16 protein-coding genes are annotated in these 26,613 nt (G+C 36.8%); 10 read left to right on the forward strand and 6 right to left on the reverse strand.

The annotated features are described in order from the left end of the window. Positions 1-14: 14 nt before the first annotated feature. The 6 genes from ACQY44_RS14020 to ACQY44_RS14045 all read right to left on the reverse strand — a co-directional run bounded on the left by ACQY44_RS14020 (position 15) and on the right by ACQY44_RS14045 (position 6,226). The gene (locus tag ACQY44_RS14020; RefSeq protein WP_428230949.1) at positions 15-971 is read right to left on the reverse strand and encodes a helix-turn-helix transcriptional regulator; all 957 of its coding nucleotides are present in this window, start codon (positions 969-971) and stop codon (positions 15-17) included. Positions 972-1,118: 147 nt separating this feature from the next. Further along, positions 1,119-1,736, reverse strand: coding sequence for an outer membrane beta-barrel protein (locus ACQY44_RS14025; RefSeq protein ID WP_428230950.1), 618 nt, complete (start codon positions 1,734-1,736; stop codon positions 1,119-1,121). Positions 1,737-2,001: 265 nt separating this feature from the next. Then, positions 2,002-2,640 carry an outer membrane beta-barrel protein gene (locus ACQY44_RS14030; protein ID WP_428230951.1) on the reverse strand — a complete coding sequence of 213 codons (639 nt, stop codon included), beginning with the start codon at positions 2,638-2,640 and terminating at the stop codon, positions 2,002-2,004. 166 nt (positions 2,641-2,806) lie between these two features. Next, the gene (gene lepA / locus ACQY44_RS14035) at positions 2,807-4,603 is read right to left on the reverse strand and encodes a translation elongation factor 4 (protein WP_395330540.1); all 1,797 of its coding nucleotides are present in this window, start codon (positions 4,601-4,603) and stop codon (positions 2,807-2,809) included. Positions 4,604-4,768: 165 nt separating this feature from the next. Next, positions 4,769-5,494 carry an NUDIX hydrolase gene (locus tag ACQY44_RS14040; RefSeq protein WP_428230952.1) on the reverse strand — a complete coding sequence of 242 codons (726 nt, stop codon included), beginning with the start codon at positions 5,492-5,494 and terminating at the stop codon, positions 4,769-4,771. Positions 5,495-5,509: 15 nt separating this feature from the next. Then, positions 5,510-6,226 (reverse strand): NUDIX hydrolase, encoded by a 717-nt coding sequence (locus ACQY44_RS14045; RefSeq protein ID WP_428230953.1) that lies wholly within the window; start codon positions 6,224-6,226, stop codon positions 5,510-5,512. 389 nt (positions 6,227-6,615) lie between these two features. On the opposite strand from ACQY44_RS14045, the gene ACQY44_RS14050 reads away from it, so the two are divergent. From ACQY44_RS14050 to ACQY44_RS14095, 10 genes are all read left to right on the forward strand, one after another. After that, entirely contained in the window at positions 6,616-8,109 is a 1,494-nt protein-coding gene (locus ACQY44_RS14050) for a xylulokinase (protein WP_428230954.1), read from the forward strand. A 2-nt stretch (positions 8,110-8,111) separates the two neighbouring features. Then, complete coding sequence (gene xylA / locus ACQY44_RS14055) at positions 8,112-9,434, forward strand: xylose isomerase (RefSeq protein WP_428230955.1); 1,323 nt, start codon at positions 8,112-8,114, stop codon at positions 9,432-9,434. Positions 9,435-9,481: 47 nt separating this feature from the next. Then, positions 9,482-12,571, forward strand: coding sequence for a SusC/RagA family TonB-linked outer membrane protein (locus tag ACQY44_RS14060; protein ID WP_428230956.1), 3,090 nt, complete (start codon positions 9,482-9,484; stop codon positions 12,569-12,571). A gap of 12 nt (positions 12,572-12,583) precedes the next feature. Beyond that, on the forward strand, positions 12,584-14,161 hold the full coding sequence (locus tag ACQY44_RS14065; protein WP_428230957.1) for a RagB/SusD family nutrient uptake outer membrane protein: 1,578 nt from the start codon (positions 12,584-12,586) through the stop codon (positions 14,159-14,161). Between the two features lie 20 nt (positions 14,162-14,181). Continuing rightward, the gene (locus tag ACQY44_RS14070; protein ID WP_428230958.1) at positions 14,182-15,054 is read left to right on the forward strand and encodes a hypothetical protein; all 873 of its coding nucleotides are present in this window, start codon (positions 14,182-14,184) and stop codon (positions 15,052-15,054) included. A 135-nt stretch (positions 15,055-15,189) separates the two neighbouring features. After that, on the forward strand, positions 15,190-17,676 hold the full coding sequence (locus ACQY44_RS14075; RefSeq protein WP_428230959.1) for a glycoside hydrolase family 2 TIM barrel-domain containing protein: 2,487 nt from the start codon (positions 15,190-15,192) through the stop codon (positions 17,674-17,676). A gap of 133 nt (positions 17,677-17,809) precedes the next feature. Then, positions 17,810-20,209, forward strand: a complete 2,400-nt coding sequence (locus ACQY44_RS14080) for an alpha-xylosidase (protein ID WP_428230960.1) — start codon at positions 17,810-17,812, stop codon at positions 20,207-20,209. Between the two features lie 430 nt (positions 20,210-20,639). Then, the gene (locus tag ACQY44_RS14085) at positions 20,640-22,643 is read left to right on the forward strand and encodes a glycoside hydrolase family 97 protein (RefSeq protein ID WP_428230961.1); all 2,004 of its coding nucleotides are present in this window, start codon (positions 20,640-20,642) and stop codon (positions 22,641-22,643) included. 193 nt (positions 22,644-22,836) lie between these two features. Further along, positions 22,837-24,993: a glycoside hydrolase family 3 C-terminal domain-containing protein gene (locus tag ACQY44_RS14090; protein ID WP_428230962.1), complete on the forward strand. Its 2,157-nt coding sequence runs from the start codon at positions 22,837-22,839 to the stop codon at positions 24,991-24,993. Between the two features lie 5 nt (positions 24,994-24,998). Continuing rightward, positions 24,999-26,576 (forward strand): GH39 family glycosyl hydrolase, encoded by a 1,578-nt coding sequence (locus ACQY44_RS14095; protein ID WP_428230963.1) that lies wholly within the window; start codon positions 24,999-25,001, stop codon positions 26,574-26,576. The last annotated feature ends 37 nt before the right edge of the window (positions 26,577-26,613 follow it).

A 26,613-nucleotide genomic window follows, 5' to 3' on the forward strand; every position in this document is an offset into this window, starting at 1 on the left:
TTTTAGGAGTTTTTTTATGAGAGTCTTTTTATATAATTTTCTACCAGTTCCAGCGTTCGGATTTTAAGTTTTTCGGGTTCCAGAATACTGGCGTAATCGCCAAACATCAAAAACCAACGCGGAAAGCCTTCCTGAATGTCACGAGACATAAACGTCATTTCGATTTGATCTTCAACTTCTCTTTCAGAAACATAGCCGTGATATTTTTGTTCATACCGAAGATAATTGATTATTTTTTTCGAAACCAGAATTCGGACTTTTGTAGTCGGAATTGTTTCGGTTTTATTTAGATAAGTTTCCAGAGAATCATGTTCTATTGTAAAATCGCATTCGGTTTTTTGAATGCCATGAATCCTATCCGTTCTAAATTGCCGGTAATCTTTTCGCAGATGACAATACCCAAGAAAGTACCAATTATTATTGTCATGAAAAACCCCCACAGGTTCAATATTTCTATAGCTGGCTTCTTCAGCTTCTAAAGTTTTATAACATAAGACTATTTGTTTTTTCTCTGCAATACTTCCAAATAAAAGTGCCAGAGTATTAGGCGATTTATCATGAAATAGTGGCCCTGAAGTCTGCATAACCACTCTCGATTCTATATTCGAAAGCCAGTCTTTATCTGTGCTTTTCAAAACCGATTTCAATTTGTACATGGCAGTTGCATAATGTGAACCCAGAGACGGATCAGTAAACTTTTGCATCAATTTTTCTGCAGCAATAAAACTGCCTACTTCTTCTCGCGTAAACATAACGGGTGGTAACCTGTAGCCTTCCATTAAGGCATAACCCACTCCGGCCTCACTGTAAATAGGAACTCCTGAAGCTTCGAGAGTTCGAATATCCCTGTAAATAGTTCTTAGACTTACTTCAAAACGATCTGCTAATTCTTGTGCCTTTACAATTTTTTTCGATTGTAATTGAATAAGAATAGCGACAATACGGTCAAATCGTTTTGGAGTTTCGTCCATTTTTTTTCTTTTAGAGTTACTGAGCGACTAAGGCTATCAGTTGCTGAGTTTTTTTTAAGTTTCAAAGATACAAATGTTGAAAGTGTAAAGAAATAAAAAAGCTGTCCCAAATTGAGACAGCTTTTTTAGTATTTGATTGATACAAACCTAGAATCGATATAAAAGTCCAAATTGTGGCTGATCGAAAATGTTTTCAAATAAATTAATATTTAAATTAAAAGTATCTGATGATTTACCATTTTCAGGTGCAACGCTGTTGTATGCTAATACATTAGCTAATGTAAAAGTTACTGCAATGTTTTTGGTAACAAAATAGTTAAGACCAACGGTAATGTCTGCCGTAACGCTGTTGCTGGTATCGCTATTTGGTGGAGTTTCAATTTTATTACGTCCATAACCTAAGCCAGCCTCAGCAAAAGCTTTAAAACGCTTTTTATCTAATTCTAAAAAGTAGTAACGCGCAAAAGCACCCACTCCAAATACATTTGTTTTTGTTTGTGGAGCTGCTTCCAGTTTTTCACTAGAGTAATTTAGTTTTGCCCCAACCGCAAATTTATCACTTAATAGATAACCAAATTTTGGACTAAATCCGTAATAATCCGAGTCGCCGCCTGTACTAATTTTGATAGAACCTTCGAGAAACATATCTCCGCTTTGAAAAGTCACGCCTTTTGCAGAATTCATTTCAGAGTCGACTTCCCCCTGTTGCGCATTGGCAAATGAAAAAGTTAGCATCGATAAAATAATAAAAAATTTAGTTTTCATAATAATTGCTTTTAAATGTTGTAAGATTAAAGTTATGTTTTTAATCTCAAAAATTTCAAAAAACCAATCAATTGCATTAAAAATGAAGTTATTGAGTTAATAATCCTACATTTTAGTAGGTATTTACGTGTTTATTTTGATTGCTTAATTAACGTTTTATGTATAGTTTATGGGATTATCATGGGGTAAAAAATGGCTTTTCATTAAAATAAAAAGCACCGATAACGTTAGTCATCGGGTTCTCTTTATTGGTTAATTTTTATTCCTAGAATCTATATAATAAACCAAATTGCGGTGTATCAAAAATATTTTCAAATAAGTTCAGGTTTAAGTTGAAAGTATTTGAAGAAGGTCCATTTTCAGGAGAAACGCTGTTGTAAGATAATATATTGGCCAAAGTAAAGGAAACAGCTAAGTTTTTTGTAAAAAAATAGTTTAAACCTACATTAATATCAGCAGTAATACTATTACTAGTATCACTATACGAATTAATTTCTGTTTTGTTATGTCCATATCCTAAGCCAACTTCAGAATAAGCTTTGAAGCGTTTTGAAGCCAATTCCAGGAAATAATATCTTGCAAAAGCCCCAACTCCAAATTGAGTAGTTTTAGTTCCATTTATTGCGTCACTTTCGTCAGATGCTTTTTTTACTTCATTAGAAGAAAAGCTCAATTTACCTCCAATAGCAATCTTATCATTTAAGAAGTATCCAAATTGAGGACTTAAACCATAATAATCATTTGTTCCGCCAGTACTGATTTTAATTGACCCCTCCATAAACATATCGCCTTTTTCAAATTGAACCCCTTTACCCGTTTTTAATTGTTCGTCAACTTCTTGTTGTTGTGCATTTGCAAATGAAAAAGCTAATAATGCTAAAATTGCTGTGATTTTTGATTTCATAATAATTATACTTAAATTTTTAATTTCAGTAAAAATATATAAAAAACTTACAATAATTAATTTTTTTGTAAGTTTTATTTTAGCTTGTGTGATTGCGATATAAAAAAAAGCCTGATAACTTTTGTTACCAGACTTTGATTTATGTTAAGTAGTAAGCTAGAAGGATCTAGTCATTCAATTTCAAAACAGCCATAAAAGCTTCTTGAGGAATTTCTACGTTTCCTACTTGTCTCATACGTTTTTTACCTTTTTTCTGTTTTTCAAGCAATTTACGCTTACGCGAAATATCTCCACCATAACATTTTGCGGTAACGTCTTTACGAAGTGCCTTAATGGTTTCACGAGCAATAATTTTAGCTCCAATTGCAGCCTGAATCGGAATGTCGAATTGTTGTCTCGGAATTAATTCTCGTAATTTCTCGGTCATTTTTTTACCGATGTTATAGGCGTTGTCTTCGTGAATCAATGCAGAAAGAGCATCAACTGTCTGAGCATTCAAAAGAACATCCAGTTTTACTAATTTTGAAGTTCTCATTCCAATAGGAGAGTAGTCAAAAGAAGCATAACCTTTAGAAACTGTTTTTAAACGATCGTAAAAATCGAATACAATTTCGGCCAACGGCATATCAAAATTCAATTCAACACGTTCTGTAGTCAAATACGTTTGGTTGGTAATTACACCACGTTTTTCGATACATAAACTCATTACGTTTCCAACAAAGTCAGCTTTTGTAATGATCGTTGCTTTAATATAAGGTTCTTCAACTCTGTCTAAACGAGAAGGTTCAGGCAAGTCAGAAGGATTATTTACTACAAATGGAGTTTCAGGATCTTTTTTGGTATAAGCCAAATACGAAACGTTAGGAACTGTAGTAATTACAGTCATATCGAACTCACGTTCTAAACGTTCCTGGATAATTTCCATGTGAAGCATTCCTAAGAATCCGCAACGGAAACCAAAACCTAAAGCCGCAGAACTTTCAGGAGTAAAAACTAACGAAGCGTCATTCAGTTGCAGTTTTTCCATCGAAGAACGCAAATCTTCATAGTCTTCAGTATCGACAGGATAAATTCCGGCAAATACCATTGGTTTTACATCCTCAAAACCGGTAATCATATTGGTAGTAGGTGTTTTAGCATCTGTTAGAGTATCTCCAACTTTTACGTCTTTGGCTTCTTTAATTCCTGAAATTAAATAACCAACATCACCTGCAGAAATCACATTTTTAGGAACCTGATTCAATTTTAAAGTTCCAATTTCATCAGCAAAATATTCATTTCCTGTGGCCATGAATTTAATTTTTTGCCCCTTTTTAATCTGTCCGTTTTTCACACGGAAAATGACTTCAATTCCACGAAACGGATTGTAATGTGAATCGAAGATCAAAGCTTGTAAAGGCTCATCAACATTTCCTGACGGAGGTGGGATTTTCTCGATAATGGCAGCCAAAATATTCTCAACACCAAAACCTGTTTTTCCGGAGGCATGAATAATATCTTCTAATTTACATCCTAATAAATCAATAATATCATCACTAACTTCTTCCGGATTGGCACTTGGTAAATCTACTTTATTCAATACCGGAATAATTTCCAGGTCATTTTCTAAAGCTAAATACAAGTTCGAAATAGTTTGTGCCTGAATACTTTGTGCAGCATCAACAATCAAAAGTGCGCCTTCGCAGGCAGCAATAGATCGTGAAACTTCGTATGAAAAATCGACGTGACCGGGAGTATCAATCAAATTCAAAATATATTCCTCACCTTTATAAGTATATTCCATCTGAATGGCATGACTCTTAATGGTGATTCCACGCTCGCGCTCCAGGTCCATGTTGTCAAGCAATTGTGCTTTTTCTTCACGAGCTGTAACGGTTTGTGTTGCGCCTAATAAGCGGTCTGCCAGTGTACTTTTACCGTGGTCAATGTGTGCAATAATGCAAAAGTTACGTATCTTTTTCATTTTAATATGTCAATTCTCTAAACGAGTTTTTAAGTAATTTCAGGGTATAAATTTGCGCTGTAGCAATTGCCTTAGAGCATGTTATTAAGGCGCAAAGATAGCGCAAAGTTTTGGATTCTGGAATGTAGTTGTTATATAGTTAGAATCTAAGATTTAAAACAACCTTTAAAATTCAAAATTAAATCCCTTTTCAGTCAGTTTCTTGTAAATTTCCGAATCAAATTTATATAATTTCGCTGCTCTGTGTGACACATCTTGTTGCTTTTCATCCAGGGCAACCAACAATTTCATGTGCAGAATTTTTCGGCGAAAATTAGATTTATCCAATTCGATCCCTAATATTTCTTCATACAAATGCATTAACTGCAATAAGGTAAATTTTTCAGGTAAAAGATTAAAACCAATAGGAGCCTGACGAACGCGATTACGCAATTGCATCAAACTAAAATCCAGAATTTCATTATGATCAAAAATTAAATCAGGTATCCCGTTAATCTTGTACCACTTGGCTTCAATTACAGATAAACTGGCCTTGATGTTATAATCTTCGCGATTCACCAAAGTATAATAACCAATAGTCACCACTCTTCTTTCCGGTACACGATTGGGGTTTGTAAACGCCTTCAATTGTTCAAGATAAATATTGTCAAGACTTGTCAGTTCGTATACAATGCGTTGCGCGGCATCATCGGCACTCTCTTCTTTTTTCATGTAGCCACCCAGAAGTCCCCATTTTCCTTTGCTTTCTCCCTCAGCATGTTGTACTAAAAGTACTTCAAGGCTCGCTTTGTTGAATCCAAATATAACGCAATCAATCGTTATTCCGTCTATCGCCGGGATAGTGGGTTGAGGAGCTGTTTCAGAACTATTCTTAGATGGTGAAAAAGTCATTGCTTAAAAGGAGTTTTAAAATTCAAAATTGAATCCTTTTTCAGTGAGTTTATTGTAAATCTCGGGATCAAATTTATATAATTTTGCCGCTCTGTGCGAAACATCCTGTTGTTTTTCGTCTAGTGCCACCAATAATTTCATGTGCAGAATCTTTCGTCTAAAATTAGATTTGTCCATTTCGATTCCTAAAACCTCTTCGTATAAATGCATTAATTGCAATAAGGTAAATTTCTCAGGCAAAAGATTAAAACCAATAGGAGCCTGGCGTACTCTGTTTCGTAAATGTTTCAGACTATATTCTAAGATTTCGTTATGATCATAAATCAAATCCGGAATGCTGTTGATTTTATACCATTTGGCATCAGAAGCCGTAAAACCTGCTTTAATATTATAGTCTTCTCGTTTTACCAAGGCATAATAGCCAATAGTAATAACACGTCGAAGCGGAAAACGATCCGGATCCCCAAACGCTTTCAATTGTTCCAGATAAATATTATCAAGACCGGTAAGTTCATTCAATAAACGATGTGCGGCATTATCGGTGCTTTCTTTTTTATAAATCCACCCTCCCGGAAGCCCCCATTTTCCTTTACTGATCCCTTCTCCGTGTTGCACCAAAAGCACTTCTAAACTTCCCTGATCAAAACCAAATATAACACAGTCAATCGTGATCGCGTTCATTGCGGTTTGCTCGCTTTTTAAAGCTGAATCGTCATCTGTATTTTTAACCATGTGCTATTTAAATTTTGACAAATTAAATAAATAAAATGTATAGTTGTCTTTATAAAAGCTTTATATTTTTTTAACGAAATAATTTTCTGACAATCAGCGATTTGGAAATTGACTAAAAAACGTGTTTGAAACTGATGATCCTTAAATGGCTGACTGTCAAATGGCTAATTCGTTATTTTTTTGATATTTTTTTATTCCATTTCAACTGATATTTTATCGTATTCATAATAACAACCATAATATAATCAGAATTGAAAAAAAATAACCCTAATATTTTGTTAATATAGAAAAAATGTTTTACACTTGTAGTCAAAATAACCATAAGATAAGTTCAGTTTGACTATAAGTTTAAAAGGGGCAAATCTATCACTAACTTTAAATACCTCCAAATGTTTTTTTTAGGAATTGATTTAGGAAGCTCTTCGATAAAATTATCAGTTTTCGATCCTGAAAAAGGAACGACTATTGGTGCTGTTAGTGTTCCTGATTTTGAAATGCCAATTGTTGCCCCAAAATTTGGCTGGGCAGAACAAGATCCGGAATCGTGGTGGCAATATGTAAAAGACGGAATCAGACAATTAGGCTTAAAATCGAATATTGATTTAAAAAAAATTGCCGGAATTGGAATTGCGTACCAAATGCATGGTTTGGTTTTAACCGATGAAAATCTGAATCCCATTCGATCTTCAATTATTTGGTGCGACAGTCGTGCCGCTGGTATTGGAGACGAAATTTATGATCAAATGGGCGCTAAAAATTGTCAGCAGCAAATTTTGGGAAGTCCGGGAAACTTTACGGCTTCAAAACTAAAATGGGTAAAAGACAATCAGCCTGAAGTTTTTGCAAAAGCAAAATACATGATGCTTCCGGGTGATTTTATTGCTGCAAAATTATCAAAAGTAGCGCAAATTAGTACTTCGGGATTATCAGAAGCCGCTTTGTGGAATTTCTCAGAAGGAAAACTGGCAACCCAAATCCTTTCTCAGATGGGATTACCAGCAGATATTGTTCCGGAAATTGTTTCAAATTTCGGAATTCAGGCAACAATTCACTTAGATATTGCACAAGAATTAGGACTTAATCCTGATGCTAAAATAACCTATAGAGCCGGAGATCAACCTAACAATGCATTGTCATTGAATGTTTTAAAACCCGGAGAAATTGCTACAACAGCCGGAACTTCGGCAGTAGTATATGCTGTAAGCGATCAGGATGCTTACGACAAACAAAACAGAATCAATACTTTTTTACACCTCAATAATACCGAAGCCGAGAAACGCAACGGCGTAATGTTATGCATTAACGGTTCGGGAATTTTATACCAATGGTTGCGTAAAATTATGTCAGTTGACAGAACGGATTTAATTGCGTACGAAAAACTAAATACCGAAGCTGCAAAAGTAGAGGCAGGAAGCAACGGACTTCGTTTTTATCCTTTCGGAAACGGTGTTGAACGTATTTTCAACAATAAAAATGCGACTTCAGGAATTCAGAATTTAAATTTCAATATGCATCAGCCGTCACATTTAGTGCGCGCGGCCTGCGAAGGAATCGGGTTTGCTATGAACTACGGTTTTGATGTAATGAAAGAAGTTGGAGTTTCAGGAACAGTGGTTCGAGCAGGAAATTCAAACCTGTTTTTGAGTCCGGTTTTCAGGGAAATCTTCACCAATACCACACAAACAACTTTAGAATTATACAATACTTCAGGAGCCGAAGGTGCTGCAAGAGGTGCTGCATACGGTTACGGATATTACAATTCGCTGGACGAAGCTTTTCAGGGATTGCAATGTTTAGACCTAATTGAACCTAATAAAATCCTGACTTCTCAATATCAGGATTTGTATCAAGAATGGAAAAATCAAATTAAAATAGAACAATAAAAATGAGTACAACTAAACAATCTTATTTTAAAAATATAGACACGATTAAATTCGAAGGCAGAGAAAGTGATAACCCGTTGGCGTTTAAATGGTATGATGAAAATCGTATCGTTGCGGGAAAAACGCTAAAAGAACATTTGCGTTTTTCGATGGCGTACTGGCATACGCTATGCAACACAGGAGGAGATCCGTTTGGGGCTTCGACTGAAACTTTTTCATGGAATAAAAATGAGAATGTGATTTTAAGAGCCAAAGACAAAATGGATGCGGCTTTTGAATTTATGACCAAATTAGGTTTGCCTTACTACTGTTTTCATGATGTTGATGTGGTGGATGATGCGCCAACACTTGCCGAATTTGAAGCGCGTATTCAGACTATGGTGGAGTATGCTAAACAAAAACAACAGGAATCAGGCATTAAATTGTTGTGGGGAACTTCAAACTTATTCAGTAATCCACGCTATATGAATGGTGCTGCAACCAACCCAAACTTTGATGTTTTGGCGTATGCGGGAGCTCAGGCAAAAATTGCGATCGATGCCACTATTGCACTTGGGGGTGAAAATTATGTTTTCTGGGGAGGACGCGAAGGATACATGAGTTTGCTGAACACAGACATGAAAAGAGAATTAGACCATTTAGGAAGATTCCTGAATACCTGTAAAGATTATGCCCGTAAAGAAGGTTTTAAGGGAAACTTCCTTATCGAACCAAAACCAATGGAACCTACCAAACATCAATACGATTATGATGCAGCAACTTCATTAGGATTCATTAATAAATACGGACTTCAGAATGATTTCAAATTAAATCTTGAAGTAAACCACGCCACTCTTGCCGGACATTCTTTTGAACATGAATTGCAGGTTGCCGTTGATGCGGGAATGTTAGGAAGTATTGATGCCAATCGTGGAGATTATCAAAACGGATGGGATACAGATCAATTCCCAATCAATCTTCAGGAAGTTACTCAGGCGATGTTGGTTATCCTTGAAGGTGGCGGAATTCAGGGCGGTGGTGTAAACTTTGATGCAAAAGTGAGAAGAAATTCAATCGATTTAGAAGATAAATTCATTGCACACATTTCAGGAATGGATGTTTTTGCAAGAGGACTAATTTGTGCAGATCAGATACTACAAAATACAGATTATAAAAAATTACGCACGCAGCGTTACAGTTCATTTGACGGCGGAAACGGAGCGAAGTTTGAAAATGGAGAATTATCTCTTGAAGATCTTAGCAAAATTGCCCGTGCAAGCGGAGAACCTCAACCACTTAGTGGAAGACAGGAATTATTCGAGCAGATCATTTCGAATGCCTATTAATCAGATATAAAGTAACTAACTATAATTTAAACCAATTCTTAACTATTATGAAAAGCAAATATTGTATTAGAACAACGCCGCTCTCATTTTGTATGGCGCTGTTGCTTGGTGTATTGATGATACAGTCAGGTTTTGCTCAGGCACAATCTCAAACTGTAAGCGGAAATGTAACATCGGCAGAGGATAATATGGGAGTTCCGGGTGCCACTGTTTTGGTTCAGGGAACAAAAACAAGCACTGCAACTGATTTTGACGGATTATATAAGATCGAAGCCAAAGCAGGAGATGTATTGGTATTCAGTTTTATGGGATACAAAACGCAAACGATTACAGTTGGAACTCAAAGAAAAATTAATGTTACGCTTCAGGCTGAAACGGCTGAACTTAAAGAAATTGTAGTAATCGGTTATGGTACTCAAAAGAAAAAGGTAAACACAGCGGCAACTTCATTGGTATCAGGAAAAGATATTCAGAATGTTGCCAGTCTTGATGTGGTAAATGCTTTGCAGGGTCAGGCTTCGGGAGTAAATGTTACCTCGGCTTCAGGGCAACCTGGTGCAGGAATGGTAGTAAACATTCGTGGAGTTGGTACGGCAGGAAACAGTACGCCACTTTATGTAGTAGATGGTGTGGTGGTCGATAACGGGATTGGTTATCTGGATCCTTCTGCAATAGAAAGAATCGACGTTCTTAAAGATGCTTCTGCAGGATCTATTTATGGTGCAAGAGCCGCAAACGGAGTTATTTTGGTCACCACCAAAAAAGGAAAAGACGGTAAAATGAATGTAGCGTTTAATACTTACACTGGTTTTCAGCAAGTAGCTAAAAAACTGGATTTATTAAACACTCAGGAATACACTACTATTATGAATGAAGCTCGTGTAAATTCTGGTTTAACGCCGTTATACACACAAGCGCAAATTGCTGCGTTTCCCAACCACGACTGGCAAAAAGATTTATTCAATAATGGTGCAATGAAACAAAATCACTCGCTAACGATTAGTGGTGGTGATAAAAAATCAACTATTTCTACCGGATTATCTTATTACGGACAAGAAGGTTTAATTGGAGGAGTAACGAATCAATCAGACTACAATCGTGTTACGTTCAATGTAAATTCAACGTCAGAAGTGATAGAAGATCATTTAAAAATTGGAGAAAATTTCTCGTTTGCCAACATTAAAAGTTCAGGAGTTGCCGATCAGGGAATTTACAGCAACGGAATCAGAAGCTTTTTAAATGCAGCGCCAATTGATGCGGCTTATGACGCAAACGGAGGTTTTGCACATTCTGTTATTTCTGCAGATATTAGTAATCCATTGGGGTCATTGTACTACAATAACTTTAACGAAACAAAATCAAACCGTTATGTAGGGAACATTTTTGCAGAACTAAAATTCTTAAAAAACTTTACCTACAGGACCAGTTTTGGTGTTGATATGAACGATAGCAATTACCGTTCTTTCAGACCCGTTTATTCTCTTTCATCAAACGACAATAATACGGTTTCAAGTGTTACACAAAACTCGACTAAATATTTAGGATGGATTTTTGAAAACACCATTCAATATAAAGCTACCGTTGCAGGGGCTCATAATTTTGATGTATTAGCAGGTACTTCTGCTAAAAAAAATACGTCAGATTTTATGGAAGCTACAGGTAAAAACTTAACATTTGATGATTTTGCACACGCTTACTTAAGCAATGCTACAGATCAAACATCAAATACAGTAAAAGGAAACCGTGCAGATTATGCGATTCAATCGTATTTTGGACGTTTATTGTACGATTACAATAACAAATACTTATTTACAGCTACCATCAGAAGAGACGGTTCATCAAACTTTGCAGATTCACACCGATATGGAAATTTTCCATCAGTTTCTGCAGGTTGGAATGTAGATAAAGAAAGTTTCTTCCCGGAAAATAAAGTAGTAAATAATCTGAAATTAAGAGCAAGCTGGGGACAAAATGGTAACGACCAGATTCCTGCTTTCTCGTATATGTCAACCATTAGTACCTACAATAAAAACTACCATTTTGGTACAACTGATGAAACCTTGCAAACAGGTGCAAGCCCGGATCAGCTTTCAAACAAAAACCTGAAATGGGAAACGTCAGAACAATTAGATTTTGGTTTTGATGCTACTTTGTTTAATAATTTAACTTTAACGTTTGATTATTACGATAAAAAAACAAAAGACTGGTTGGTTTTGGCTTCTATACCCGCTTATGCCGGAGCAACTGCTCCTTATATTAATGGTGGAGATATTCAAAACAAAGGATTTGAAGTTGCACTTGCGTACCACACTAAGTTTGGAAAAGACTGGAATTTTTCTGTAAACGGAAACATTTCGCATAACGAAAATAAAGTGCTTAAAGTTGCCAACAGTGAAGGAATTATTCACGGAGATACCAACTTATTGTTTCAGGGATCAGACGAGATGAACCGTGTTGAAGTGGGACAACCAATAGGGTATTTCTACGGATTAAAAACAGCAGGAGTTTTCCAGAATGCTGCCGAAGTTGCTGCAGGTGTACAACCAGGTGCGCAACCGGGAGATGTACGTTTTGTAGATTTAAACGGTGACGGAAAAATTGATGCCAATGATAAAACTAAAATAGGAGATCCAAATCCTGATTTTACTTATGGATTAAATTTCGACCTTTCCTACAAAGCATTCGATATCTCTGTCTATACGTATGGAGTTGCCGGAAGTCAGAATGTTTTTGGAATTCATGATCCTACTCGTGCTTACACTAATTATACTACGGATATTTTAAACAGATGGACTACAGAAGGAAGCTCTGACAGAATCCCGAGAGTTACTTACGGAGCAGATGCAAACGGAAATTACACGAAGTTCTCTGATTTGTATGTTCAAAATGCAGATTTCTACAGAATTAAAAGTGCTACTATTGGATGTGATTTAACAAAATTGACTGAAAAGCTAAAATTCTTCAGCAAATTCAGATTGTATGTGGCGGCGAACAACCTGTTCACTTTTACAAAATATCAGGGAATGGATCCGGAAATTGGATTTGGAAATACCAATCAAACCTGGGCAAAAGGTATCGACGTAGGGTATTATCCTCAGCCAAGAACATACATGATGGGGCTTAATGTTAACTTTTAAATGATGAAAACGATGAAAACATATATAAAATTACTGGCTGTTTCAAGCTTATTCGTTTTAGGAGCTTGTTCAAATGATTTCTTAGACACAGAACCTTCTACAACAAAGGTTGAAGAAAATTTTTACAAGACACCAACGGATGCTTATCAGGGATTAATTGCGATTTACGATATATTGCAACGCGAAGCTTACGGAGGACCTTTGTTGATTAGTGAACAAGCATCTGATGATTGTTTTGGAGGATATGGTGTTGCTGATGCACAGGCAGATATCGAATGGGATCGTTTTTTATACGTGACCAATAAAGATATGAATGCGGATGTTTGGAAAAACTCTTATTTAGGGATTTACAGAGCCAACATTTTATTAGAAAACCTTAATAAAGTAAACTGGGGAGCTGATACCGCTTTGAAAACAAGATACGAAGCAGAAGCCCGTTTTTTAAGAGCACATTTTCATTTTCAGGCTGCAAAGTTTTTTGGAGATATAATTCCGTTAGACCATACGATTACATCCAGCGAGTTTCAGTTGCCAAGACAATCTGCTGAGGTTACGTATGCCTTGATCGCTAACGATTTAAAATTTGCTGCGGATAATTTAAATAATGATAATTACTCCCAAAAAGGGAATGCCAATTACGGACGTATTACAAAATGGGCTGCTGAAGCTTATTTGGCCAGAACCTTTTTGTTCTACACGGATTATTACAAAAAAGCCGATTTGGCCGGTGTAGTGACAAGAGCGCAAGCGACAACTTATATTAATGATGTTGTTAGCAATAGCGGACACGGTTTAGTGGCTGATTTTGCTAATCTTTGGCTGGCTGCTTCTTTTGAGAATTTTGCAGGAGAAGACAATACAGAAATGGTTTGGGCTGTTCGATTTAATGGTTCAGGAAAAGGAGACTGGAATTTAAACGAAGGAAACCGTTTTCAGGTAAATATTGCGCCTCGTGGCGGATCAATAGGAAGATATGCAACAGGTTGGGGTGGAGCAACTGTAAACCCAAAATTATACAATGCATATGAAGCAGGAGATACACGCAGGGATGCTACAATTATTAATTATGCAGGTGAAGGTTTAAATTTTAATGCCGAAGCCAGAGAGCAACGTCAATATACCGGATATTCATGGAAAAAATATTGCCCAATTACCAATGCAGCAGGAACAGCTATTGTTGAAGTAAACGGAGGAAATTTCCAGATTGATAACTACCAGGATTATGCTATTATTCGTTATGCCGATGTATTATTAATGGCAGCCGAATTGAATTTAGGTACAAACGGTGCATTGGCCCAGGCTGATTTAGATAGAGTTCGTGACCGTGCTTTTAAAAGTACCACTCATAGAGTAACCGTTTCAAAAACGGCTATTATGGACGAGCGTCGTTTGGAGTTAGCCCTTGAAGGACAGCGTTATTTTGACTTAATCAGACAGGGAATGGATGTGACTAAATCCGCAATTGATAATACTGCCGGAGGATCAGAATTTGCAGTGACCTTTAGAACGGAAACTTTGGGTTGGTTACCATTACCACAATCTCAAATAATTCTTTCGAATGGTACAATCACACAAAATCCAGGTTGGTAATTAACTAAAAATAAATGATTATGAAACGTATATTATCTATAATAATAGCTGCAATAACCATCGGCTCAGTATTATTTTCTTGCGAGCCTCTGGAAGATCGCGATAGTTTGCCGGCTGTAACTTTGACGCCTTCGACACTTAAATTTTCTATAAAACCAACAGCGGAAAATCCAAACGTTGTCGCTTTAAAGAATGAAGATCCTTCTGTAATTCCATATTGGAAATATGTAGATGGGGCCGGAAATGAAATAGGACATTCTAATAAAAACGAAGACCAGATTACTTTTCCTTTCGCAGGAAAATATACAGTGTACTTCACCGCTTATGCTAGAGGAGGTTCAGTTGAAGCTGCTCCTGTAACATTGGATATCGCTCAAAATGATGAAAGTCAATTTGGTGATCCGAGATGGAATTTACTTACTAATGGAGAAGCCGGTAAAACATGGGTTTTGGATATGGAAAAACCTTTGGAATTTATCGGACAACCTGCAACTTATGAAAACATTGCAACGAATGGTCATGGCTGGTGGCCAAATCTTTCAGATATTTCATGGGCTGGTTTAGAAAACAAAAACTGGGGAGAAGTTACTTTTAGACTTAACGGAGGTTTTAATGTTTCTGTAACACAAACAAACCCAACAGCAGGAAGTACGCAACAAACCACTAAAAAAGGAACCTTCAATTTGAATCTGACAACAGGTTCAAAAAATGACAGAATCGTATTCAATGGAGGTGTAGAAATGTTACATCCAAGTGAAGCAAGTTATTTTAAGTCGTCATTTAGTTTTACCAATATTCAAATTGTTGAGCTTACAGAGACAACGTTGGCTTTTATAGCTATTAGAGCTGATGGTGATTATTTGATTTATCATTTAATTGTTAAACCAAAATAATTATTAATTCTAAAATCTCAGTTTTAAAAGCATTTCTAATGTTCTTTAAGACTGAGATTTAAATTATTTTCAATAGAAATAAAAGCACCCGTTTTTTATTTCTATATTCAATTTCCAAAAATAAAAATTATAACCATGCACAAAAGAAAGAACGTAAGTAATTCGCTTTTTTTATTAATGTTAGTTGGAATTCTCCTATTGGGCTCTTGCGGCAAAAAAGAAGATGCTTTTGTAAATCGAAAGGTTTCTTTCAATTCAGATTGGAGTTTTCATTTAAATGATAGTATAGTAGACAAAGATACTATTGGAACTTCAACACAATGGCGTACTTTAAATGTACCGCATGATTGGAGTATCGAAGGAAAGTTTGACGAAAAAAGCCCTGCCGGATACGGAGGCGGGTCACTTAACGGAGGTTTAGGCTGGTACAAAAAAAACTTTAAAGTTGCCGCCGTAGATAGCAATAAAGTAACTTCAGTAATTTTTGACGGTGTTTATAAAAACAGTGAAGTTTGGGTAAACGGGCATTATTTAGGAAAACGTCCGAACGGATATATCGGTTTTCAATATGAAATCTCTTCCTATTTAAATTACGGAGACAAAAACAATGAAATTATTGTAAAGGTTGACAATTCAAAACAACCCAATTCACGTTGGTATTCAGGATCAGGAATTTTTAGAAATGTCTGGATCGAAACCACAGATAAATTACACGTTGCACAATGGGGAACTTATGTGACAACGCCAAAAGTTACTGCAGAAAAAGCTTCGGTTCATTTTGAAGCTACTATTCAAAACCAAAATGCAGCTTCAAAAAAAGCAACAGTAACCACTACTATTTTTAAAGAAGAAACCAAAGTAACATCAGTTACTCAAAATATAACCATTGGTGCGAATACCAATCAAACGATCAAACAAGAAACTCAGGTCGAAAGCCCAATTTTATGGTCAGTTGAAAAACCGGAATTATACACAGCCGTAACGGAAATTACTGTTGATGATAAAATTACAGATCAGTACAAAACCAGTTTCGGAATCAGAGATTTTAAGTTTGATGTCAACAAAGGATTTCTCCTTAACGGAAAACAGGTTAAAATAAAAGGAGTTTGCATGCACCATGATTTAGGCGCTTTGGGTTCTGCAATCAACACGCGCGCCATCGAACGTCAGTTAGAAATCCTGAAAGAAATGGGTGTAAACGGAATCAGAACGTCTCATAATCCTCCCGCTCCGGAACTTTTGGATCTTTGCGATAAAATGGGGTTCATTGTCATGGATGAAGCTTTTGATATGTGGAAACAATCCAAAACCAAATATGATTACGGAAATGACTGGGACAAATGGCACAAGAAAGATTTAATCGATCAATTGCTTCGTGATCGTAATCATCCCAGTATTTTTATCTGGAGTATTGGGAACGAAATCCCGGAACAATGGAATGAAACGGGTGTTGAAATTGCAAAGGAATTGGCTGGAATTGTACGTCAGTACGATAAAACGCGACCACTTACAGCAGCGATGAATCCACCAGTAAACATGAATATTGATGAAGTAACTTTACAATTCGAAAAAAAGAATGTTCAGTTTAATGCGATCGCAAAATCTGGTGTTTTAGATCTTATCGGTTATAATTATGCGCATCAAACCTACAAATATCATCAAAAGAATTTCCCGGGAGTTCCTTTCATAGCAACTGAAACCACTTCTGGTTTACAAACCCGCGGCTATTATGATGCCGTTTCGGATAGTATTAAAAAATGGCCTGTACGATGGGATCTTAAATTTACAGAAGGAAATCCGGGCAACACCGTTTCTGCTTACGATCAGGTACAAACACCTTGGGGCTCTACGCATGAAGCAAGCTGGAAAGTGATTAAAAAATATGATTTTCTTTCCGGAATGTACATCTGGACAGGTTTCGATTATATCGGAGAACCAACTCCTTATGAATGGCCATCTGTTAGTTCGTATTTCGGAATTGTAGATTTAGCCGGTTTCCCAAAAGATGTCTATTATATGTACCAAAGCGAATGGACAGACAAAACGGTGTTGCATATTTTCCCGCATTGGAACTGGAAATCCGGACAAACCGTAGATGTTTGGGCCTATTATAATAAGGCTGATGAAGTTGAATTATTCCTTAACGGAAAATCAGTTGGCGTTCGCAGTAAAAAAGGGGACGATTTGCACGTCATGTGGAGAATTCCTTTTCAACCCGGATCACTAAAAGCAATTTCCCGTAAAAACGGAAAAACAGTCCTGGAAACCGAAATTAAAACCGCTGGAGATCCATCACAATTAAAAGTAACCGCAGACAGAAGTACGATAAAAGCCGATGGAAACGATTTGTCATTTGTAACAGTTGATATTCTGGATGCAAAAGGAACTTTGGCTCCAAATGCCAATAACGAAATTAACTTCTCCTTAAAAGGAAAAGGAAAAATTGTAGGCGTTTGCAGCGGAGATCCCGTTAGCCATGAATCCTATAAAGGTTCGAAACACACCGCTCTTAACGGAAAATGTTTAGTCATTGTTCAATCTGACACTAAAACCGGAAGATTAGAATTAACCGCTAAAGCGAATGGATTAAAACCGGCCACAATTGTAATTACAGCGGAATAATAAGTTACGTTCCTAACAGGTTTCCAAAACCTGTTAGGTATGGATAGATTTTTATTAAAATATTAAATAAAATACCTAACAGTCCCGAAGCTTCGGGACTGTTAGGATAACTAACATCTAGAATTAGTAACCAATGAAAAACTCACAATTAACCACATTGTTTTCGATCTTCATTTTTGGATTTTTGGTAATGCCAAAAGCATCGGCGCAAATCCAGAACGCAGACGTACTTAATGCTCCAATAGACATTAGTAAAGATTTTCAGAATTACCTGAACACCTTGTATTTTGCCGATGAATTGACCGCTTTTGATCCTGCAACAGGAAAAGGAACGATTAAATATCTGAGATACAACTACAAAACACGTCAGGCTTTCAACAACATGATGATGAAACCGGATGCAGTTCCTGCAAACGAGTTTCCAACGACAGAATATCAGGCTTCACCAGAATTGCCGTTCCAGATTCAGTTTGTATCGGATAGAACTATTAGAATCAAAACCACTTCAGGACCACAATTTCATCCGGAGGCAACATCGTTAATGTTGATTAATGGCGTTGCACCCAATCATCCGGAATTATGGAAATATTCTAAAATCGAAGGCGGACATAAATACACGAGCCAACATGGTTCAGTTGAAATTTTAACCAAGCCTTGGCACGTAAAAATTTATGATGAAACCGGAAAATTATTGACGAGTACACTTCATGATTCGGATCTGCAAAATACCTATACGCCAACACTTCCGTTCTCGTATGTGCGCAGAAACAGCGATTATTCCAGAAGTATGGGCGCAGCTTTTAGCTTAGAACCGGACGAAAAAATATTTGGTTGTGGAGAATCATTCACACAATTCAACAAACGTGGACAAAAAGTGGTTTTATGGACAGATGACGCCAACGGAATTCAGAATGAAACGATGTACAAACCTGTTCCGTTTTATATGAGCAGTCGAGGTTATGGCGTTTTCATGCACCATTCAACACCTATTACAGTTGACTTTGGTAAATATTATTCAAGTGCAAACGAAATGTATATTGGCGATGATGAAGCCGATTTGTTTTTCTTTATCGGAGAACCAAAAGACGTTTTAGACCAATACACAGATTTAACCGGAAAAGCAGCCATGCCGCCACTTTGGTCGTTTGGTTTCTGGATGAGCAGAATCACGTATTTCTCTGAAAAAGAAGGACGTCAGGTAGCAAAAGATTTACGTAAATATAAAATTCCAACAGATGTTATCCACTTCGATACCGGTTGGTTTGATGTAGATTGGAGAAACAATTACGAGTTTTCTAAAGACCGTTTTCCGGATGCTCAAAAAATGATGTCGGATCTTAAAGACGATGGTTTCCATGTGTGTTTATGGCAATTGCCGTATTTCTCGCCAAAGAATACCTTGTTCAACGAAATCATGGACAAGAATTTAGCCGTAAGAGATCGCAAAGGAAATCTTCCGTATGAAGATGCCGTATTGGATTTTTCAAATCCGGAAACCGTAACCTGGTATCAGGCAAAACTGAAACATTTATTCGATCAGGGCGTTTCTGTTTTTAAAGTAGATTTTGGAGAAGCAGCGCCACCAGACGGAATTTACCATTCAGGAAGAACAGGTTTTTACGAACACAACTTATACCCATTAAGATACAATAAGGCTGTAGCCGAAATTACCCAAAAAGAAAAAGGATATACTTTAATCTGGGCAAGAAGTACCTGGGCAGGATCGCAGCGTTACCCATTGCATTGGGGTGGAGATGCCGAAACGACAAACGGCGCAATGTCGGCAGAATTACGTGGCGGACTTTCACTAGGGCTAAGCGGATTCAGTTTCTGGAGTCATGACGTAGGAGGATTTGCAACAAAATCACCAGAGAATTTATACAGAAGATGGGCACCTTTCGGAATGTTTACCTCACATGTAAGAAGCCACGGAGAGCCTCCGCGCGAACCTTGGTTGTATAGCAAAGATTTCTTGGAAGGATTTAGAAAAGCAGATAATATGCGTTACGAATTAATGCCATATATCTACGCTCAGGCCAAAGAAAGTTCTCAAAAAGGATTACCAATGATGCGTGCTCTATTTGTAGAATATCCAAACGATCCGGGAGCATGGTTAGTTGACAATGAATATTTATTTGGATCAAGTATATTAGTGGCACCACTTTTTGAAGAAGTGACAGAAAGAGACGTTTACCTTCCGGAAGGAACATGGATTGATTACCAAACCAAAAAAGTATACCAGTCAGGCTGGCATAAAATCAAAGCTGGGGAAGTGCCAATTGTAGTTTTAGTAAAAGACGGAACCGCATTACCCCACATCGCTTTAGCACAATCTACAAAAGACATGGATTGGAGCAAATTAACACTAAAAGTATATGCGAGTGACAAAACAACTTCGGCTACAGCCAAAATATTTTTACCGGACGGCGATGCAGTACAAGAAATAAAAGTAACCAAAAACGGAAACAATTTTGACGTAACGGCAAATCCATTAAAAGGAAAAACCACCTTGAAAACAGAGTGGATAAAATAAATCTGTTGCTTTTATCCCGCAGGGATTTAATGTCGGTAGCAATATCAACCATTGTAGTCATTTTTCCCGTTAGGGAATACACAAAATAAGAAACGTGTAGTCCCTGACGGGACATTGAAACCGGTTTTCTGTTTTTTCTACCGACATTAAATCCCTACGGGATAAAAAAGTATAAAATTGTAAAATGATTAAAAATTGAGAATTAAAAATCTGCCAGATCTGCGTGAAAAAATAAACGCATAGCAAAAGAGGAAATCATTTCAAAATCCTTTTAATCTGTGGCAAAAAAACAATTCGAGAAAATTTGTGTCATTCGTGGCAAAAAAAATAATCCCAACAGGATAAAAAATAAGTTTTTGTTGAGTTTCTAAATCGGGTGAAAGCACAAGCAACACCCGATTTATTAAATATGAATTAAGAAAAAAATATCATGAAAAATTACCTGGTTCTTCCCACTTTAATCCTTTCAGTTGCGATTGGATACAGTCAGAAAAATAAAAATGCTTACGAATTGGCATCGCCAAACGGGCAAAACAAAATCAAATTTGAGTTAGTAAAAAACGCTCCAAAATATGCGGTATCACACGGAAAAACCGAAGTGATTACACCATCAGATATGGGGTTTTTACTAAAAGGAAATGAAAACTTAAGTACTGATTTCGAAATCAAAAGCGTAAAGAATTCCACTTTCGATGAAACCTGGGAACAAGTTTGGGGAGAAAAGAAAAACATCAGAAATCACTACAATCAGTTATCGGTTCAATTACAGCAAAAAGCAGGAAACAAACGTAAATTAGAAATTCAGTTTCGTGCTTTCGATGACGGAATCGCGTTTCGATATGTGTATCCAAAACAAAATGTAAAAGACAGTATTTTCATTATGGATGAAAAAACGACTTTTAACCTAAAAGAAGATGGAAAAGCATGGTGGATTCCTGCAAACAGAGAAAACCGTGACGAATATCTTTTTAAAGATGCTCCAGTAAGTACACTTGATACGGTTTTGACTCCATTAACTATCGAAAGCAAAAGCGGATTAGCCTTGAGTTTTCACGAAGCAAATTTGGTAGATTTCGCGAGTATGACTTTGGTAAACACAACCGGAACGCAACTAAAATCTGATTTAGTGCCGTGGGCTGATGGTGTGAAAGTTCGTGTAAAAGACACTTTTACTTCTTCCTGGAGAACACTCCAAATTGGTGAAAAACCAGCAGATTTAATTACTTCTTATTTGATTTTAAATCTGAATGATCCCAACAAATTAAAAAACACAAGTTATTTCAAACCATACAAATACTTCGGAATTTGGTGGGGAATGCATATCGGGAAATATACATTTTGGGAAAGCGACAAACAAGGCGCCACAACCAAACATGCCGAAGAATATATCGATTTTACGGCAAAAGAAGGATTTCATCATTTATTGATTGAAGGCTGGAACAAAGGCTGGACGCCAGCTTGGTACGAAAACAAAATGCACATGTTTAGTTTTACAAAAAGTGCAGACAATTTCGATTTAGAAAAAGTAGTGGCATACGGAAAGAAAAATGACGTAGCACTAATTGGGTACCATGAAACAGGTTCGAACTTAATTAATTACTTAAAAGAAATTGACGACGCTTTTGCATTGTACAAGAAACTTGGAATGCATTCGGTTAAAATTGGACACGTTGGTTCAAAATTAAACATGAAAGAATGGCATTTTGGACAATTTGGAGTGAATTATTTCAGATTTGTTCTAGAAAAAGCAGCCGAATATGATTTAGCGGTATTGTACCACGAATCCATAAAAGATACAGGAGAACGCAGAACTTTTCCAAACATGGTTTCAAGAGAAGCAGCGCGTGGACAGGAATACAACGCATGGAGCGAAGGAAATCCGCCAAATCACTTAACAATTATTCCGTTTACCCGATTGCTTTCAGGACCAATGGATTTTACTCCGGGAATTTTTGATGTTGAGGTAAAACAAGGTTATCCTGGAAAAAGAGTACACGGAACAACAGCACAGCAATTGGCATTGTATGTAACGATTTACGCGCCAATCCAAATGATGGCCGATCTTCCTGAAAATTACGAAGGAAAACCAGCTTTACAATTCTTAAAAGATGTTCCAACAGATTGGGAAGACACTAAAGTGTTAGAAGGATCAATTGGACAATACATCACAACCGTTCGTAAAGACAGAAATAGTGCTGATTGGTATTTAGGAACGATCACAAACGAAAATGCAAGAGACGTAAATGTTTCGCTATCATTCTTAGATCCAAATGCAACTTACGAAGCTCAGATTTATGCTGACGCAGAAGGAACTGATGAAACTCACAATCCATCGGCAGTAGCGATTTCTAAGAAAACCGTTAAAGCTTCAGATTCACTAAAATTACATTTAGGCGGAGCAGGAGGAACAGCCATTAGATTTAAAAAATTATAATATAGATATAGATTGTCTCCCGATGCATCGGGATTAAAACCTGTCGGGTTTACTTGACGTAAAGATTAGAATTCAATTATCCTAACAGGTTTTTAAAACCTGTTAGGTATATATTTAACGTAACGATTAAATTTCAAGATATAATTTATAAAAATTTCAAACCCGTCGGGTTTAATAACCACAATTTTTTTAAATGAAAAACCTCACACTACATATCGTTTTTCTTTTGTCGGTCAATTTGATGTTGTCACAGCAAAAGCAATATCCTTTTCAGGATCCGAAATTAGATACTGAAAAGCGTATTGATAATTTGTTATCGCTGATGACACTTGATGAAAAAGTTCAGGCTTTAAGCACGAATCCGTCGATAAAAAGATTAGGTGTTGTAGGTACAGGACATGTAGAAGGATTGCACGGTTTAGCACTTGGCGGACCGGGAGCATGGGGCGGAAAAAACAAACAACCCGTTACAACCACCACTTTTCCTCAGGCCTATGGTTTAGGAGAAACCTGGGATGTTGATTTACTTCAAAAAGTTGCTCAGATTGAAGGTTACGAAACCCGTTATGCATTTCAGAGATACCATCGTGGTGGACTAGTAGTTCGCGCTCCAAATGCTGATATCGCAAGAGATCCGCGTTGGGGCCGTACCGAAGAAAGTTACGGCGAAGACGCTTTTTTTAACGGAACCATGACCGTCGCTTTTGTAAAAGGATTGCAGGGAAACAATCCAAAATATTGGCAAACAGCTTCGTTAATGAAACACTTTTTGGCCAATAGCAACGAAGATGGCAGAACCTATACGTCATCTGATTTTGATGAAAGACTTTGGCGTGAATATTATGCATTGCCTTTTCAGATGGGCGTTGTCGAAGGAGGTTCCCGTGCTTATATGGCGGCATACAATAAAGTAAACGGAATTCCGGCAATGGTACATCCGATGTTGAAAAACATTACCCAGAAAGAATGGGGACAAAACGGAATCATTTGTACCGATGGAGGTGCATTCAAATTATTGCTTTCTGATCATAAATATTACGCCGATAAATATTTGGGAGCTGCAGCAGCCATAAAAGCGGGAATCAATCAGTTTCTGGATGAATTTACCGAAGGCGTTTACGGAGCGATTTCACACGGATATTTAAAAGAAAAAGACATCGATGCCGTTATTCGCGGCGATTACAGAGTCATGATTCAACTGGGAATGTTAGACGTTTCAGATGAAAATCCATACGCAAAAATCGGAACAGAAAAAGACACAATTGATCCCTGGAAAACCGAAGCGCATAAAAAATTAGCTTTAGAAGTAACTCAGAAATCGATCGTTTTACTTAAAAATGATATAGGATTATTGCCTTTACAAAAAGACAAATTAAAAACAATTGCCGTAATCGGACTTCACGCAGATGAAGTATTGCTGGATTGGTACAGCGGAACACCTCCTTATACCATTTCACCTTTACAGGGAATTAAAAATAAATTGGGCAACAACGTCGAAATTCTTTACGCTAAAAATAACATTGATGGCAAAGCAGTTTCGATTGCTAAAAAAGCAGATGTTGTTATTTTAATCGCAGGGAATCATCCGGTATGTAACGCAGGTTGGGCAGATTGTCCCGTTCCGAGTGAAGGAAAAGAAGCTGTCGATCGTCAATCGCTGACATTGGAGCAGGAAGATTTAATCAAAGTTGTGTATCAAGCCAATCCTAAAACAGTTGTCGCCTTGATTAGCAGTTTTCCGTATGCCATAAACTGGACACAGGAACATGTGCCGGCAATTGTACACATGACACAAAACAGTCAGGAAACCGGAACCGCTTTGGCGGATGTTTTATTTGGAGATTATAATCCTGCGGGACGTTTAACGCAAACCTGGGTAAAGGATATTACCGATTTACCGGAATTATTAGATTACAATATCCGAAACGGAAGAACCTATATGTATTTCAAAGGAAAGCCTTTATATGCTTTTGGCCACGGATTGAGTTATACGATTTTCAAATACAATTCAATTGAAACCAATTCAGAAACTATTGCTAAAAATGGCGAACTAAAGGTCAATGTTTCAGTTACCAATACAGGAAACAAAGATGGAGAAGAAGTAATTCAGTTGTATGTAAAACAATTAAATTCAAAAGTAGAACGTCCTGAAAAAGAACTAAAAGTATTTCAGAGAGTTTTCTTTAAAGCCGGAGAAACCAAAAATGTTTCCTTGACATTAAAAGCAAAAGATTTAGAATATTGGAATACAGCCAAACAACAATTCGAACTAGAAAATAATGCAGTTGAAATTCAGATAGGAAGTGCTTCAGATATTATTCTTCAAACTAAAAAAATAACGGTTAAATAATTCTAATGAAAAGAAATTTAATAATAGTATGTACTTTGCTTTCTCTAATTAATATTCAATTGTTTGGACAAAATAACGCTGAAAACAGAATCATAAAAGTAGATTACAACAAAACTTCGGGCGCATTAAATACCATGTTCAAAGAATGCATTGGAGCCGGAAGAGCCAACGAAGGTTTACGCGCCGACTGGCAACAGCAATTGGCGATGACCAAAAAAGAATGCGATTTTAAATACATCAGAATGCACGGATTATTATCTGATGATATGGCGGTTTATCGCGAAGATTCAAAAGGAAATCCCGAATACAATTACCAATATATCGATGCTTTGTATGATTTTCTAATAAGCATTAAAATGAAACCTTTTGTAGAATTGGGTTTTATGCCATCTGCATTGGCAAGCGGAAGTCAGACTATTTTCTGGTGGAAAGGAAATGTTACGCCTCCAAAAGATTATAAAAAATGGGAAGATTTAATTCGAAACCTAACCCAACATTTCACAGAACGCTACGGCGCCGAAGAAGTAAAAACATGGTATTTTGAAGTTTGGAATGAACCAAATTTGTCACCAGGTTTCTGGACAGGAACACAAGCCGACTATTTCAAATTATATGAATACGCAGCACGAGGTATAAAAAGCGTAAACCCTGCTTATAAAGTAGGAGGTCCGGCAACAGCGGGAGCAGCCTGGGTTCCGGAAACAATAGATTTTTGTGCAAAGAATAATATTCCGTTAGATTTTATTTCGACACATACTTACGGCGTAAAACAAGGATTTCTGGATGAATTTGGGACTACGGGAACAATTCTGAGTAAAGACGAATCCAGTATAAGTGGTGATGTTATCAATTCACGCAATCAAATTTCAAATTCGGCTAAGCTAAAACTTGAATTGCATTACACAGAATGGAGTGCATCGTATACTCCGGCAGATCCTATTCACGATAGTTATCATTCAGCAGCTTATATTTTGCAAAAGCTAAAACAAGTGGGCAATGCGGCAAACTCCATGTCGTATTGGGTTTTTACCGATATTTTTGAAGAAGCCGGACCAAGATTCACGCCATTTCACGGAGGTTTCGGATTGTTGAATACGCAGGGAATCAAAAAACCGGCTTATTTCTCGTATTCCTTTTTGAATAAATTAGGAGAAACAGAACTTAAAAACAAAGACACTTGTTCATGGGCAACTAAAAGTTCAAAAGGAGATGTTCAAATATTGTTTTGGGATTTTACTAATACACATCCGGGAGATTCCATGAATAATCAGACGTATTATGTAAAAGATTTACCATCGAAACCAAAGGGAATCGTAAAAATTGAAGTTGATGGCTTGCAGAAAGGAAAATATAATCTGGAGATTTATAAAGTAGGGTATAAAGTCAATGATGCTTACGCCGATTATCTGGCCATGGGAAAACCAAGTCAGCTAGGTCGTGAACAAGTTAAAGTCATAAAAGAAAAAAATAATGGTGCTTTGATTGCATCAGAAAAAGTAACAATTAATGCAAATGGAACTTTTAGCAAAGACTTTAAGATCAATGAAAATGATGTTGTTTTGGTCAATTTTGTAAAACAGTAACCTCTTAAAAAAACTATCAAAAACTAAAACTAAATTT

The organism is Flavobacterium sp., from assembly GCF_965277525.1.
Taxonomy (GTDB): domain Bacteria; phylum Bacteroidota; class Bacteroidia; order Flavobacteriales; family Flavobacteriaceae; genus Flavobacterium.